The organism is Rhodococcus sp. NJ-530, assembly GCF_003860625.1.
GTDB classification, from domain to species: Bacteria; Actinomycetota; Actinomycetes; order Mycobacteriales; family Mycobacteriaceae; genus Rhodococcus_F; species Rhodococcus_F qingshengii.
In genome coordinates, this window is sequence record NZ_CP034152.1 from 1,777,262 (window position 1) to 1,792,020 (window position 14,759).

At 64.9% G+C, this 14,759-nt stretch carries 15 protein-coding genes and 1 pseudogene; 11 read left to right on the forward strand and 5 right to left on the reverse strand.

The window, feature by feature from the left end:
• The first annotated feature begins 6 nt into the window (after positions 1–6).
• The 4 genes from EHW12_RS08350 to EHW12_RS08365 are packed head-to-tail and all read left to right on the forward strand — an operon-like array spanning position 7 to position 4,118.
• Positions 7–2,265: an ABC transporter permease gene (locus EHW12_RS08350; protein ID WP_125050490.1), complete on the forward strand. Its 2,259-nt coding sequence runs from the start codon at positions 7–9 to the stop codon at positions 2,263–2,265.
• The gene (locus EHW12_RS08355) at positions 2,258–3,001 is read left to right on the forward strand and encodes an ABC transporter ATP-binding protein (protein ID WP_003942056.1); all 744 of its coding nucleotides are present in this window, start codon (positions 2,258–2,260) and stop codon (positions 2,999–3,001) included. Before EHW12_RS08350 ends, EHW12_RS08355 begins: the two co-directional genes overlap by 8 nt.
• Positions 2,998–3,756: an ABC transporter ATP-binding protein gene (locus EHW12_RS08360; protein WP_003941866.1), complete on the forward strand. Its 759-nt coding sequence runs from the start codon at positions 2,998–3,000 to the stop codon at positions 3,754–3,756. The genes EHW12_RS08355 and EHW12_RS08360 overlap by 4 nt, the downstream gene beginning before the upstream one ends.
• A 2-nt stretch (positions 3,757–3,758) precedes the next feature.
• A complete protein-coding gene (locus EHW12_RS08365) occupies positions 3,759–4,118 on the forward strand; it encodes a hypothetical protein (protein ID WP_003942018.1) in 360 nt (119 codons plus the stop codon).
• Between the two features lie 97 nt (positions 4,119–4,215).
• Here EHW12_RS08365 and EHW12_RS08370 read toward each other — a convergent pair whose 3' ends face one another.
• Positions 4,216–4,605, reverse strand: coding sequence for a VOC family protein (locus tag EHW12_RS08370; protein WP_003941917.1), 390 nt, complete (start codon positions 4,603–4,605; stop codon positions 4,216–4,218).
• Between the two features lie 28 nt (positions 4,606–4,633).
• Positions 4,634–5,527, reverse strand: a complete 894-nt coding sequence (locus EHW12_RS08375; protein ID WP_024487301.1) for a 1,4-dihydroxy-2-naphthoyl-CoA synthase — start codon at positions 5,525–5,527, stop codon at positions 4,634–4,636.
• 83 nt (positions 5,528–5,610) lie between these two features.
• On the opposite strand from EHW12_RS08375, the gene EHW12_RS08380 reads away from it, so the two are divergent.
• From EHW12_RS08380 to EHW12_RS08390, 3 genes are read left to right on the forward strand one after another with little or no spacing between them, the layout of a single operon-like run.
• On the forward strand, positions 5,611–6,255 hold the full coding sequence (locus EHW12_RS08380; protein WP_037129937.1) for a PaaI family thioesterase: 645 nt from the start codon (positions 5,611–5,613) through the stop codon (positions 6,253–6,255).
• A gap of 1 nt (position 6,256) precedes the next feature.
• Positions 6,257–7,252, forward strand: a complete 996-nt coding sequence (locus tag EHW12_RS08385; protein ID WP_065352136.1) for an o-succinylbenzoate synthase — start codon at positions 6,257–6,259, stop codon at positions 7,250–7,252.
• A 48-nt stretch (positions 7,253–7,300) separates the two neighbouring features.
• Positions 7,301–7,747 carry a hypothetical protein gene (locus EHW12_RS08390; RefSeq protein WP_003941973.1) on the forward strand — a complete coding sequence of 149 codons (447 nt, stop codon included), beginning with the start codon at positions 7,301–7,303 and terminating at the stop codon, positions 7,745–7,747.
• Positions 7,748–7,813: 66 nt separating this feature from the next.
• Here EHW12_RS08390 and EHW12_RS08395 read toward each other — a convergent pair whose 3' ends face one another.
• Together EHW12_RS08395 and EHW12_RS08400 are read right to left on the reverse strand one after the other, a co-directional pair.
• Positions 7,814–8,641 (reverse strand): siderophore-interacting protein, encoded by an 828-nt coding sequence (locus EHW12_RS08395; RefSeq protein WP_042453072.1) that lies wholly within the window; start codon positions 8,639–8,641, stop codon positions 7,814–7,816.
• A 58-nt stretch (positions 8,642–8,699) separates the two neighbouring features.
• Positions 8,700–9,301: pseudogene (locus tag EHW12_RS08400) on the reverse strand (flavin reductase family protein).
• A gap of 68 nt (positions 9,302–9,369) precedes the next feature.
• Between EHW12_RS08400 and menD the strand changes: the two are divergent.
• The 4 genes from menD (at position 9,370) to EHW12_RS08420 (ending at position 13,373) form a co-directional block, all read left to right on the forward strand.
• Positions 9,370–10,983 (forward strand): 2-succinyl-5-enolpyruvyl-6-hydroxy-3-cyclohexene-1-carboxylic-acid synthase, encoded by a 1,614-nt coding sequence (gene menD, locus EHW12_RS08405; protein WP_058038142.1) that lies wholly within the window; start codon positions 9,370–9,372, stop codon positions 10,981–10,983.
• Positions 10,980–11,423 (forward strand): DUF3592 domain-containing protein, encoded by a 444-nt coding sequence (locus EHW12_RS08410; RefSeq protein WP_007728471.1) that lies wholly within the window; start codon positions 10,980–10,982, stop codon positions 11,421–11,423. Before menD ends, EHW12_RS08410 begins: the two co-directional genes overlap by 4 nt.
• A 68-nt stretch (positions 11,424–11,491) precedes the next feature.
• Positions 11,492–12,637: a glycosyltransferase family 1 protein gene (locus tag EHW12_RS08415; RefSeq protein ID WP_202975891.1), complete on the forward strand. Its 1,146-nt coding sequence runs from the start codon at positions 11,492–11,494 to the stop codon at positions 12,635–12,637.
• A 37-nt stretch (positions 12,638–12,674) separates the two neighbouring features.
• The gene (locus EHW12_RS08420) at positions 12,675–13,373 is read left to right on the forward strand and encodes a demethylmenaquinone methyltransferase (protein WP_003941879.1); all 699 of its coding nucleotides are present in this window, start codon (positions 12,675–12,677) and stop codon (positions 13,371–13,373) included.
• A 55-nt stretch (positions 13,374–13,428) separates the two neighbouring features.
• Here the strand turns inward: EHW12_RS08420 and EHW12_RS08425 are convergent, their stop codons facing one another.
• On the reverse strand, positions 13,429–14,697 hold the full coding sequence (locus EHW12_RS08425; protein ID WP_058227493.1) for a geranylgeranyl reductase family protein: 1,269 nt from the start codon (positions 14,695–14,697) through the stop codon (positions 13,429–13,431).
• Between the last annotated feature and the right edge of the window lie 62 nt (positions 14,698–14,759).

Here is a 14,759-nt window from a genome sequence, read left to right on the forward strand (position 1 = left end):
TCAGCCATGAACACTTTTGTCACTTTCACGATCCTGGGCCTGGTCCTGGGGTCCGTGTACGCGATCGCCGCCTCCGGGCTGGTACTCACGTACAACACGTCAGGCATCTTCAACTTCGCGCACGGTGCACAGGCAATGCTCGGTGCGTTCATCTACTGGCAGTTGCGCTACGGCTGGGAACTTCCCACTTTCGTCGCCTTGCTGGTTTCACTCGTCCTGGTCGGGCCACTGATGGGCCTCGGCCTCTACGTCCTGATCATGAAGGGTCTGCGCGATACCGCCGAGGTCACCAAAATCGTTGTGACGGTCTCGATCCTGCTCGGAATGCTCTCGATCTCGCACTGGTTCTGGCACCCCGAGACCGCTCGGACGATGCAGATGTTCTTCGGCGACCAGTCCAAGATCACGGTGTTCGGCGCGAGCATCCGCTACCACGAGTTGATCTGCATCCTCGTTGCGATCGCCATCGCCGTCGGCCTGCGCATCCTGTTCACGCGCACCCGCGCCGGTGTCGCGATGCGCGGCGTCGTCGACGATCCGGAACTGTTGCGCCTCAACGGCCACAATCCGGAGCGTCTTGCGGCACTGTCCTGGGCGATGGGTTCGACGCTCGCAGTCCTGGCCGGCATCCTGATCACCCCGATCAGTGGCGGCACACTCGAGGCGAACATGTTGACACTCTTGGTGATCGACGCGTTTGCCGCGGCCATGTTCGGCCGGTTGCGCAGCATCCCACGCACGTTTGTCGGCGCCGTGGTTCTCGGGCTTGCCGGTACGTACGTATTGGCGTACTTCCCGACAAGTTGGAGTTGGACGTCGAATTTCCGTGTCTCCCTACCTATGATCGCGCTGTTCGTCGTACTCATCGTCCTACCTCAGGACCGCCTGCGTGGTGCGGTCACTCGCACCCGTGAGCGGTACCACGTTCCGAGCGTGCGCAAGGCCGTCGTCTGGGGCGTGGCACTGATCGTCATCGTGTACCTGATCCGTCTGCTGATGGTGACCTCCGCCGTCACCACACTGACCATCGGAATGACGTTCGCGATCATCGCGCTCTCGCTCACACTCCTCACCGGTTACGCGGGTGAATTGAACTTGGCGCCGGTGTCTTTCGGCGCTATCGCTACCATCGTGGCCTTCCACTTCGGGATCTCCGGTTCCGGTTTGGCTGCGCACCTCAACCTGTGGGGCATCGTCGTCGGAGTCCTCGTCACCGCCGTGATCGGTGGCCTCGTCGCCCTACCGGCGCTGCGGCTGAGAGGGCTGTATCTCGCGCTGGCAACCATGGCCTTCGGAGTGTTCCTCTCCAACATGGTTCTTCGTGACACCACCGAACACGAGATGTTCGGCATGAAGTACTCGCTGTTCAAGGACGGGAACATCGCCCTCCCTCCGCTGAAGATCGGTCCGCTCGATCTGAGCAACGAGACGGTGTTCCTGATGACCGTGACCGCGCTGTTCTCGATACTCGGCGTCGGCGTCATCGCGTTGCGTAACAGCGGCTACGGGCGCCGACTCGCGGCGATGAAGGACAGCCCGGCCGGTTCGGCCATGCTCGGACAGAGCCTGGTTCGGCTCAAGCTGAGCGTCTTCATGATCTCTTCGGGGATCGCCGGTCTCGGCGGCATTCTGATGTCGAGCGCCATGGGGTCCGTCTCGGGCGAGAGCTTTGCCATCATGGTCAGCCTCTCGCTGCTCATGCTGACCGTCGTCGCGGGTATCGGATACGTCACCGGCGCCCTGTTCGGTGGACTGATGGCCGGAATCGGGTTTGCGGTCATCATGGTCTCGTTCACCAATCTGGCTTCGGCGCAACCGGAGTTGGAGGGAATGTGGCTGCTCTTCGGCAACATCGCGGCAGTCAGCCCGGCACTGATCGGCATCGGCGTCGGCGCGAACCCCAGCGGAACGGTCCACAGCGTGATCGAGGGCTACCGACGGCTCGCCGGTGCCAAGCCTGTTCTGATCGGCGGCGCCGCAGTCGTTCTGCTGACCTACGTCCTTGCTCTGACCGGTGTACTCGGCAACTGGTGGTTCGCGTCCATCACGATCGCGGTGGTGTTCATGCTGCCGGTGATCGGTGAGATGGTCATGCCCAGCGCGGTTCTCACTCCGGAGGAACTGGCCGCCAAAGCGACAGTCGTTCCCGAGGACATCGGGATCGATGTCCCTTACAGCCCCGAGATCCGTGACGAGATCGACCGCGAACTGGGGATTCCTCAGTACCAGGGTGGCTCGCCGAAGGAGTTGACCGTCCATGTCTGATACACCACTTCTCGAAACGCGCGGTGTGAGCGTTCGTTTCGGTGGACACGTCGCGGTCAAGGACGTTTCGCTCACCGTGCAACCCGGCACCGTGACAGGACTCATCGGACCGAACGGTGCCGGCAAGACGACGCTCTTCAACACCATCACCGGGCTGCAGAAACCCACCTCCGGTCAGGTGTTCCTCGGTGGCGTCGACGTGACGAAGCTGCCGCCGCACAAGCGGGCGGGTCGCGGGCTGGCACGTACCTTCCAGCGGCTCGAACTGTTCGTCTCGCTGTCGGTGCGTGACAACCTGCGCGTCGCGGGAGACATCCACAAGGCGAACGGCCGCAACAAGATCGACGTGGATGGCGAGACGGATCGTCTGCTGGAGCTGACCGGGCTGACGGATGTCGCGGACAAGGACGTCGCGGACATCCCCACCGGACGCGCCCGCGTCGTCGAAGTTGCACGGGCGCTCATGACCGATCCGCGAGTGCTTCTGCTCGACGAACCGGCCTCGGGTCAGACGGAGCAGGAAACCGAGGTCTTTGCCGAGATGCTCACCGAACTTGCTGCGGGTGGACTCGGAATCTGTCTGGTGGAGCACGACATTCCGCTGGTGATGAAAGTGTGCTCGACCATCCACGTGCTCGACTACGGCGCAGTCCTCGCCTCGGGTGATCCGGAGAAGATCCGGACGGATCCGGAAGTGATCGCGGCCTACATCGGGACCGAGGAGGAGGCGGTATGACTTCAGCGAAAATTGGCGAGGCGAAAATCGACGAGGGTATACGCAGCCCCGACCGCGCCGAACCGTTGCTCGAACTGTCCGGTGTCCGCGCCGGTTACGGATCCATCGAAGTTCTGCACGGGGTGGACCTGATTCTGGAACCGGGCGCCGTGGTGGCGCTACTCGGACCCAACGGTGGCGGCAAGACGTCGACGCTCAAGATCTGCTCGGGCGTCCTTCCGGTCACCCGCGGCGAGTTCCGGCTCGCGGGCCAGGTCGTGAACGGAGTCGAGCCTTCGGAGTTGGCTCGGCTGGGGGTCTGCTCCATCCCCGAAGGACGCGGGATCTTCGCCAACCTCACTGTGCGGGAAAACCTGTGGATCGCCACCGGAACGGGCGTCGGGCTGGCCGAACTCGAAGAGGTTGCGTACGGCAGGTTCCCGATCCTGGGGGAGCGGCGCGGACAGTTGGCCGGATCGATGTCCGGTGGTGAGCAGCAGATGCTGGCGCTGTCACGGGCACTCGGCACTCACCCGACGGTGCTCCTGCTCGACGAGCTGTCGATGGGTCTCGCACCTCGAATCGTCTCGCAGATGTACGACGTCGTCGGCTCGCTTGCAGCCGAAGGCATTTCCATTCTCGTCGCCGAGCAGTTCGCGCGAGCGGTGCTGCCCATCGCGACCTCGGCCGCACTGATGTTGCAGGGACGCGTCGTCAAGACCGGCGATCCACACGACATCGAAAACGAACTTTCTACCAGTTATCTAGGAGGATGACGATGACTACTCTCGCCGAAGATCGCCGTGAGGAATTCAAGAAGAACATCGCAGAGTTGAAGCTGGACAAGAAGCAGGCAGGCGGCGACGCGGCGACGCGCATCGCGGGCCTGGTGCTCATGGTCGTCGGTGTGGTCGGCGCCTTCGTCGTCTACATCTCTTCGCTGACGCTCTCGGACCTGCGGGATCTGGTGTCGTACCAGATCCTCACCGTGGTTTTCCTCGCCCTGACAGTGGTCGGTGCCGCTCTCTTCCTGGCCGCATCGGTGGCAAAGGTGCTGCGGCTGTGGTTGGTTCGCCAACTGCTCGAGGGTCAGGCACAGACAGATCAGATCTCGCAGGCGTTGAGCACGCGCAACTGATCTTTGTGAAGAACCGAAAGATGCCCGCCACGAAAGTCGTGGCGGGCATCTGTCATTGCTCGGCTACAGCGGTGTCTCGGCTAATGCGGTGTCTCGACTACGCGGACGGTGGCCGGGAATCGCGTCGGATGGGATGATCCTCCGGGATCTGCACCATCACGATCGGTGTCCCGTCCGGGTCGGCGATCCACATCTCGTGTAGACCCCACGGTTCCTGTCTTGCCTCGCGCGCGATCTTGACCCCGGCGAGAACCAGTTCGGTCTGAACGGCAGTGAGGTCCCGGACCTGCAGCCAGATCGCGCCGCGAAAGCCGCCCTCGCCGGTGCCGCCGTGCGCAGCGACTTCGATCAGCCCTTGGCCGGCGAAGAAGACTGTGCCGCCGGGATATTCACGAGCGATCGCCAGACCGAGGGTGTCTCGGTAGAAGCTCAGCGTTCGTTCGTACTCGCTCGGGCGCAATATCGTCCGACTGCTCAGAATCTCCACGTCCGACCTCCCTCTCGCACCTACTGTGTCAGAAATACCAGGGATATGGTGACCAGTCGGGATCACGCTTTTCGAGGAACGAGTCACGACCCTCGACGGCCTCGTCGGTCATGTACGCCAAACGTGTTGCCTCACCGGCGAACAGCTGCTGGCCGACCAACCCGTCGTCCTGCAGGTTGAACGCGTACTTGAGCATCCGCTGTGCCTGCGGCGACTTGCCGTTGATCTTGCCGGCCCAGTCGATCGCGACGTTTTCGAGTTCAGCGTGGTCGACAACCTTGTTGACCGCGCCCATCTGATGCATTTCCTCGGCGGTGTACGTCTCACCCAGGAAGAAGATCTCGCGAGCGAACTTCTGGCCCACCATCTTTGCCAGATAGGCGCTGCCGTAGCCGCCGTCGAAGCTTCCGACGTCGGCGTCGGTCTGCTTGAACCGTGCGTGCTCGCGGCTGGCGAGCGTCAGGTCGCACACCACGTGCAGGCTGTGGCCGCCGCCCGCAGCCCAGCCGTTGACCAGGCAGATCACGACCTTCGGCATGAAGCGGATCAAGCGCTGGACCTCGAGGATGTGCAGGCGCCCGGCGCGTGCTTTGTCGACGGTGTCCGCCGTTTCACCTTCGGCGTACTGGTAGCCGCTGCGACCACGGATGCGCTGGTCTCCGCCGGAGCAGAACGCCCAACCGCCGTCCTTCTCGCTCGGTCCGTTGCCGGTCAGGAGCACCGCTCCCACGTCGGAGGTCATCCGGGCGTGATCGAGCGCGCGGTACAACTCGTCGACGGTGTGCGGGCGGAACGCATTACGCACTTCCGGTCGGTCGAAGGCGACGCGAACGGTGCCTTGGCTGACATGCCGGTGGTAGGTGATGTCGGTGAGGTTCTCGAATCCGGGGACAGGGCGCCAGAGCTGCGGGTTGAAGGTCACCTGAGCCACGATAGAGGCACGGCTCGCGCGTCTAACGGATACCTGAGGTAGAACACGTTCCCGGGCGCGCTAACGTGCAGGTCATGAGCGAACAAACCGCAGACGGCACGGAGATCGTCACAGACGGTGAGAAGCGGGGCGGATTTCCACGGTTCCGGCACACTCCCGCAGGTCCGGACTTCGGCCGCTTCGTCGAAGCGATGCGCAGGTTGCAGGACCTTGCCGTCTCGACCAATGTTCCCGACGACGTACTCGCAGACATCGCTACGCAAGCCGAGGAGCTTGCCGATCGGTTGACTCCGTACGAGGTCCCGGAAGGCAAGTCGCCCGCGGGCTCGAACATCCAACTGCCCGGACGCGGCAGCCTCCTCATGCTCCCGTGGATGGTCGAGAAGTTCGACACCGAAGGAGTCCGCAGTACCGGCGTCTTCCGCCGCTACCACCTGGGCGGCAACGGCGCCGCTCACGGCGGTGTCCTGCCCTTGCTGTTCGACGACGTCTTCGGGATGACGGTCCACGCGGGTGGCCGTCCGATCTCCCGCACCGGCTACCTCCACATCAATTACCGCGCGATCACTCCGCTCAATCAACAACTGGTGATCGAGGGGCAGGTGGATCGGGTCGAGGGTCGCAAGACTTTTGTCAGCGCGCGCCTGACCGATCTCGACGGCAAGCTCCTCGCCGACGGTGAGGCGCTCATGATCGAACTGCTTCCGGGACAGCCCTGACATGTTCCCCTCGTTCGACGATCTGATCGCGGACGCCGTGGTGCTCGCACTACCGATGCGAGTTCGCTTTCGCGGCATCACGACTCGTGAGGCCCTGCTCGTTCGCGGCCCGGCCGGGTGGGGAGAATTCGCCCCCTTCGTCGAGTACGACGACGACGAGGCGTCGCAGTGGCTGCTCGCGGGTATCGAAGCGGCGTGGCTGGGTCCGCCGCCTGCGCTTCGTGACGCAGTTCCCGTCAACGCGACCGTGCCGGCGATCGACGCGTCTGCCGTTCCGGAATTGCTGGAGCGCTTCCCCGGCGCCCGGACAGCCAAGGTCAAGGTCGCCGAGAAGGGACAGTCGCTGGCGCAGGACGTCGCCCGGGTGAACGAGGTGCGTCGGCACATCCCGAACGTGCGCGTCGACGCCAACGGCGGGTGGAGCGTGGACGAGGCGATCACGGCCTTGCGAGCGATCACCGATGCCGGTGAACTCGAATACGCCGAGCAGCCGTGTGCAAGCGTCGAGGAACTGGTCAGGGTCCGCGCCGCGGGGACCGGTGTGCGGATCGCTGCCGACGAGAGCATTCGCCGTGCCGAGGACCCGCTGCGCGTCGTACGAGCCGGGGGAGCGGACGTCGCCGTCGTGAAGGTGCCCCCGCTGGGCGGAATGCGTGCTGTGGTGGCGCTGTCGGCGCAGCTGGCGGACTACGGGGTGCCGGTGGTGGTCTCGAGTGCGCTGGACACGGCTGTGGGGATGTCCGCGGGACTGGCGGCCGCGGCAGCGTTGCCTTCGCTTCCGTTTGCCTGCGGCCTCGGCACGGGCGGCCTGTTCGTCCGGGATGTCGCGGTCACCGGGGCAGCTGTCGACGGTGCTTTGTCGGTGAGTGCCGTCGAGCCTGATCCGGTTCTGCTCGAGACGCTGGCCGCGCCCGCGGACCGGCGCGACTGGTGGTTGGAGAGGGCCAGGCGCTGCCATCGGATACTCGGCAGTAGGGACCAGCCGAATTTCGTATAGTCTCGGGCGCGACCTGATGAACATCAGTGAAGAATGAAGGGATCGAAAGTGGTTGCAGCTCTGAACGAAACCCTGCTCGAGGAATCACGGGTTCCCGCGGTCGTCGCGGACGTGCAGACCTTGATCGACGCAGAGGTTTCGGATAAGTCGGGGGCCTCAGGGCTGGCTCTCAAGGGTGGCTACGGCGCGGTCAAGAAGGTGAGCCCGTCCATCGTGCCGGACGCCGTCACCGCGCTTCTGCCGGCTTTCGTGGCAAAGCTCGAGCCGTACTGGCAGGAATTCTCGGCTTCCGGCGAAGGCAGCTTCGCCGATTTCATCAGCGCCCGCGGCGACGCGGTTGCCGATTCCCTCCTCGAGGTGACGGACGAGCGTATCGAAGGTAGCGACAAGGCCGTCGTCAAGTCGATGTACTCGAAGCTGCGCGGTTCGGCGAAGAAGCATGTGACTGCAGCTCTGCCGCGTCTGGGCGATGTGATCCAGAAGCACGCTGCATAAGCGAACGTAAAACGACGAGTGGCCCGGGAGTTTCTCTCGGGCCACTCGTCGTTTTCGGTGCGTTTGTCAGTGAGCCGAATGTCCGTGGCGCCAGAAGCCGGTGAAGGTGATGTCGGTTTTGGCGAACTTCCGGTCGTTCACGAGGTGCCGACGCAGCCCGGTGGTGAGTGCCTGTTCGCCGGCGACAAAGGTGTACGACGGCCCCTCGGGCAGTTCGGCGGCGCGGACGGTCTCGAGGGTCAGAACACCCGGCGTCGCGTGTTCGTCCTCGCGAACGAGCCAATGCACGTTGACGTTCGCCAACTCCGGAATGTCTTGCTTGTCTTCGATGTTCGGAATCTCGACGAAGACCTCGGCACGCAGGTCTGCGGGCGCGGATTCCAGAATGCCGATGATCGCGGGAAGTGCACTCTCGTCGCCGACGAGCAGTTGCCACTTGGCCTCGGGTGTGGGGTTGTAGATGCAGCCTTCGTCCAAGAGGGCGACCTCGTCGCCGGCCGACGCGGTGTCCGCCCACGCGGATGCCGGGCCGATGTCGCCGTGATAAGCGAAGTCGATGTCGATCTCCGTGGTCTCGCCGAAGAGACCGGATCCGGCAGCACGGTAGGCGCGAATCGTGTAGTTGCGCACGACGGGTCGCGTGTCCTTGGACATCAACAGGTACTGCGCATACCAGAGATTGCTGGCCGCGCTCGGCAACCGGAGTTCACTCTGGCCGACCTGCGGGATGAACATGCGGAACCACTGATCGGCACCCATCGGAGCGATGGTGGACAGCTCTTCGCCGGCAATGGTCACCCGGATGAAGCTGGGGCTGATTCGTTTGTTCGCCACGACCTGCGCCGACACGATGCTGCGTGAGGCCGGTTTCACGAACTTGGCGCGCTTGGCCATGACTGGTTGCTCCCTGATTATCTGTTACTCGTACCTAATCAGGTAACCCTAACCTGATTTACGGTCGCTGTGGAGTGGTGGGTCTGTCCTTTTCGACGACTTCGGGAGGAAGACCCCACTGCGCTCGGCCAAGTCGGCTCATCGGTGCTATTGCCGCGAAGTCCGGCAGGCCGTCGTCGGCGACAGCCTCGGGACGTACTGCGACCGCCACCACATTTCCCATCACGACAAATGAATTGCCGACCTCGACGACCTGGTGGAGCGTGCATTCGATGGCGATCGGGGAGTCGGCGACCCGGACGGGGCGAACCCGCTCGCTCGGCTCGCTACGGATGTTCAACTCGAGAAACTCGTCGGCCTCGGCGTCGTAGAAGGCGGAACTCTGGTTCACCACGTCGGCAAGCCTGGCAGTCGCCAGGTTGATCACGAATTCGCCGGTCGCTTCGATGTTGCGCAGACTGTCCTTGCGTCCGACCGACGTGAACTGCACGATCGGCGGCGCCGAACTTGCCACGGTGAAAAAGCTGTACGGAGCCAGATTGCCGACGCCGTCCGCCGACAGGGTGGACACCCAGGCAATCGGCCGGGGACCACCGAAGCGGTGAGTAACTGATAGAACCGGCGGGGTTCGAGCTCGGCTGGATCGAAGAGTGTGCGCACCCACACATAATGCCGCTGTCCCCGCCCCTGGGCATGCTTGCACCCGAACATCTGACACTCTTGAAGGCGTGAATCCGTCCACTGCACAAGCCACAGCCGTCGTCGACGAACTGGTTCGTGGTGGCGTGCGTGAAGTCGTGCTGTGTCCAGGCTCTCGCAACGCGCCCCTCGCATTTGCCCTCCAGGCCGCCGATCTCGACGGCCGGTTGCGTCTGCACATGCGGATCGACGAGCGGACAGCAGGCTTTCTGGCACTCGGACTGGCAATCGCCGGGAAACGACCGGTCCCCATCGTGATGACTTCCGGGACCGCCGTCGCGAATCTCGGACCCGCTGTCCTCGAGGCCAACTACGCGCGAGTGCCGCTGGTGGTCCTGAGCGCCAACCGGCCGTACGAGATGCTCGGCACCGGCGCCAACCAGACCGTCGAGCAACTCGGGCTCTTCGGCAGTCAAGTCCGCGCAACCATCAGCCTGGGCCTGGCGGAGGACGATTCGACGCAGAACAGCCAGTGGCGCTCGGCGGTCTGCCGGGTCCTCGCCGCTGCCCGCGGAACCCGATCCGGAAACGCGGGTCCGGTGCATTTCGACATTCCACTTCGTGAGCCGCTGGTGCCGGACGTGCACGTGCAGGGACCGGTCCCGGAGGGCCGTCCCGGCGGTGCGGCCTGGACCACCACCCAGAATGCGACGCTCGACGTTCCCGTCGATCTGGATCTCACCGCAGATACGGTGGTCATTTCCGGACACGGTAGTGCGCTTCGGCCTGAGCTGGCGGGCCTGCCGACCGTGGCCGAGCCGACGGCTCCGATGCACGGGATCGCACTGCATCCACTCGCGCTCTCGCAACTCAAGCCCAAGCAGGCGATCATCACCGGCCGCCCGACGTTGCATCGTCAGGTCTCGAAGGTGCTGGCCGACCCAGGCGTCGACGTCTACGCGCTGACTACCGGGCCGCGCTGGCCGGACGTATCCGGCAACGTACTCGCCACCGGAACCAGAGCAGTGGTCACCGGGACTCCCGATCCCGCCTGGATCGCTCGATGTGCCGCGCTGACCGAACACGCCGAAACTGCCGTCCGCAAGCAACTCGACGCCCACCCCAAGGCCACCGGCCTGCACGTGGCTGCTGCTGTGATGGATGCTCTCGCGGACGGCGACCAGCTTCTGCTCGGCGCATCCAACCCTGTTCGCGACGCGGCACTCGTGAGCTATCCCAAGCCCGCCGTGCGGGTGCTGTCGAATCGTGGCGTCGCAGGTATCGACGGCACCGTCTCGGCGGCGGTCGGCGCCGCGTTGGCGTACGACGGTGGCCGGACCGTCGCTCTCATGGGCGACCTGACATTCCTGCACGACGCTTCCGGGCTGCTGATCGGGACCGGTGAGCCGAGGCCGAGCGACCTCACCATCGTCGTCGCCAACGACGACGGCGGCGGTATCTTCGAGCTCCTCGAACAAGGCGACCCGCAGTACGCCGGCGTCTTCGAGCGAGTGTTCGGAACACCACACGGCATGGACCTCGCTGCGCTGTGCGCGGCCTACCGCGTGCCGCACGCAGCGGTCACCGTCGACGCCCTGGCAACGACGCTGGCGCAACCGGCCAACGGCATTCGTGTGCTCGAGGTCGCGACGGATCGTAGTGGGCTGCGCGAACTCCACGCTTCCGTGCGGGCACAGCTGTGACGCAAACGGTTCTGCGTCGTCTCCGCATCGGCGTACTGGTGGTTGCGGTCGGCATTTCCGTGCTCGCGGTGATCCTGGTTCTCGGTGCCTGGCGCAACGATCGGACCATCGAATCGAACATGGGGACCGCAACTGCCGAGGTGCTCTCGGCAGGCTCGCTACGTTCGGCGATCAGCTTCGTGACACCGGACGGCGCCAACCACAACCCTGAACTCGGCGTGCTCTACCCCACCAATCTGACTGTGGGACAACGCATCGAGGTGGAGTACTCCAAAGCCGACCCTGATTTGGTCCGGGTAGCGGGACGCAACGCGACGGTGGCGCTGATCCCGGCAGGATCGGTGATCGTCGTGACGTGGCTCCTGGCTGGACCGTCGATCTGGTACCTGCGTAAGCGGGAAGCGCAGGCGGCAAGTTCGGCGCCGGTCGCCTCGAGTTAGTTCGCGCTTCGCCCGAACTTCACACGAACATGACGTGGACTTTTCCTGGCCCTGTCACCGTTCTCGGTGTGAGAGTAGCCATCGTTGCGGAGTCATTCCTGCCCAACATGAACGGCGTCACCAACTCGGTACTACGCGTGCTCGAACACCTCGATCGCACTGGCCACGACGCCATGGTCATTGCGCCGGACACTGTCGGATCCGACACCTCTGCCGCCACCGAACACGAAGGCGTTCAGGTGGTTCGGGTGCCAGCCGTCATGGTGCCCAAAGTCAGTTCACTTCCCGTCGGCCTGCCGCAACCACGATTGACCACGGCCGTGCGGACCTTCGCGCCCGACGTCGTCCATCTGGCGTCACCGTTCCTGCTCGGCGCCGGGGGAGTGGCCGTCGCGAAGCGGCTCGGGATCCCGACCGTCGCGGTCTACCAGACCGACGTCGCCGGATTTGCCGAAAGCTACGGGCTCGGCGTCACCAGCCGCGCCGCGTGGGCGTGGACCCGTCGAATCCACAAGAGCTGCAACAGGACCCTCGCGCCCTCCACGTCGGCAGTCGACGCCCTCGAAGAGCACGGCATTCCGCGTGTCCACCGGTGGGCCCGCGGCGTCGACGCGCAACGATTCGCGCCTTCGCGTCGTAGCTCGGTGTTGCGGCGGTCCTGGATCGGTGACAGCGACCGGTTGGTGGTCGGCTTCGTCGGTCGCCTCGCGCCCGAAAAGCACGTCGAGCGACTGGCCGTGCTGACGGCCGATCCCAGCGTGCAGATCGTGATCGTCGGAGACGGCCCGGATCGCGAGAACCTACGACGACTGATGCCGGACGCGATCTTCACCGGACAACTCGGCGGTACCGCGCTGGCCGACGCCTATGCGAGCCTGGACGTATTCGTTCACCCCGGCGAGCACGAGACCTTCTGCCAGGCGGTTCAGGAAGCCCTCGCGAGTGGTGTGCCTGTCGTCGGACCGGACGCCGGCGGACCGCGTGACCTGATCTCGCATTGCCGCAACGGCTACCTCCTGCCGACGGACCGGTTCACCGAACTCCTGCCAAGCGCCGTCGACGCACTTCGTCAGCGTGATCTGCGGGTGCAGTTCGGCTCCGCGGCGAGGCGCTCGGTGCTGCACCGGACCTGGCCGGCAATCTGCGAAGAGTTGCTCCGTCACTACGAGGACGTGCAGGGCCTCGGGCGGCGAACGGGTGCCAGAGCAGCCTGAACGCCCTCGCTGCCCGAGGGTTGGTAGCGTTTCGGGTGTGGCCACTACACACGGAACCCGAGCAACTCTCGAGAAGCAACCGCACGAAGTCGCGTCGATGTTCGACGACGTCGCGGAGCGATACGACCTCACCAACACCGTGCTGTCCTTCGGCCAGGACAAGGGTTGGCGCAAGGCCACCCGCGAAGCCCTCGACCTCAAGCCGGGCGAGAAGGTACTCGACCTCGCCGCCGGAACCGGAGTCTCGACCGTCGAACTGGGGCGCTCCGGTGCCTGGTGCGTCGCCACCGACTTCTCCAAGGGCATGCTCAAGGCCGGAATCTCGCGCAAAGTTCCGATGGTCGCCGGTGACGCGATGTACCTGCCCTATGCCGACAACGTGTTCGACGCCGCGACGATTTCCTTCGGCCTGCGCAACGTCTCCGACTTCGAAGCCGGACTGCGTGAGATCGCCCGCGTCACCAAGCCGGGCGGACGTCTCGTCGTCAGCGAGTTCTCGACGCCCGTCTTCGGGCCCTTCCGCACGGTCTACATGGAGTACCTGATGAAGGCGCTCCCGCAGGTCGCACGCACCGTCAGCAGCAACCCCGACGCCTACGTGTACCTCGCCGAATCGATCCGCGCCTGGCCGACCCAGGAAGAGTTGGCCCGCAAGATCGAGGCTGCCGGCTGGAAGAACGTCAAGTGGCGCAACCTCACCGGCGGCATCGTGGCGCTGCATTACGCCACTGCCTGAACTGCTGTGCGCCTTTATCAACCCCCGGCGGTTAATAAAGGCGCACAGCACTTGCTCAACCGAACAGCGGCCGGGAGTCGATCTTTCTCGACGCGGCCCCCGACGCCCGCCAGGCCTTCGCCGTCAGATCGACGTCGGCGTCGGTGACGAGGTTCCCCATCACCCGAACGGCGACCGTCATCAGTGCCCGTGAGCGCATCGCGATCGGACCCGACGCGGGCAGGAACTGCGGAACCGTCAGCAGGCCTGCGAGCCGGCGCGCGACCGAGAACGCCTGCCCGTAGTGCTCCCGAAGCACGGTCGGCCACAGCTCCGTCAGATCGTCGGCGCCGAGCTGTTCGACCACCAGACGTCCGCCTTCGAGGCCGTAGTCGATGCCCTCACCGTTGAGCGGGTTCACACACGCTGCGGCGTCGCCGATCACGGCCCAGTTGCGTCCGGCGATGTTGGAAACGGCTCCACCCATGGGTAGCAAAGCCGAAGCGACGGAATGTATTTCGCTGCTCCACTGCCACTCGCTTCGGCGCTGATCGGTGTAGAGGTCCAGCAAGGGTCGCAGGGCACCTGGTGCCGGGCGCCTGGACGTCGCCAGTGTCCCGACGCCGATGTTCACCTCGCCGGTACCGAGCGGGAAGATCCAGCCGTACCCCGCCTGCAACGTGCCCTCCGCGTCCCGCAGTTCCAGATGCGAGGTGATCCACGGGTCGGCGCTGCGCGGCGTCGCGACGTAAGCGCGTGCCGCGACGCCGTACGCGGTGTCCCGGTGCCACTGCCGTCCCAGCTTCTTGCCGAGCGTCGAGCGAACGCCGTCGGCGATGATCAGCGTCCGGCAACGAAGAGCGCTGCGTCCCGAGGGGCCGGCGAGTACGACGGCGGCTACTCGATCACCGTCGAGTTCGACGTCGACGGCCTTGGTGCCCTCGACCATGACCGCGCCCGATTCGACGGCGCACCGGCGAATGGCGTCGTCGAGTTCGGTGCGGGGGATGGCGCTGCCGATCGGCGGGAACGACGTCCCCGGCCACTCGAGTTCGAGTTCTTGTCCGAAGCCGGACAACCGCAGGCCCTTGTTCGTCGTATGTGACCGAACCCACTCGCCGAGGCCGAGGAGATCCAGTTCGGCCACGGCGCGCGGAGTGAGTCCATCACCACAAGTCTTGTCTCGCGGGAAGACGGCAGCGTCCACGAGGACGACGTCTCGGCCGCTGCGGGCGGCCCATGCAGCGGCCGAAGAACCCGCGGGACCTGCGCCGATGACCACAATGTCGGTTTCGTTCGGAAGCGAATCGACGACGGGGGACTGCTCTTCTACGGACACACTCACATCTTCCCAGGCTCGCGATCGCCACCGTGGCGAGGCCGTCCCGAGTGCGAACCGCTAGGTTC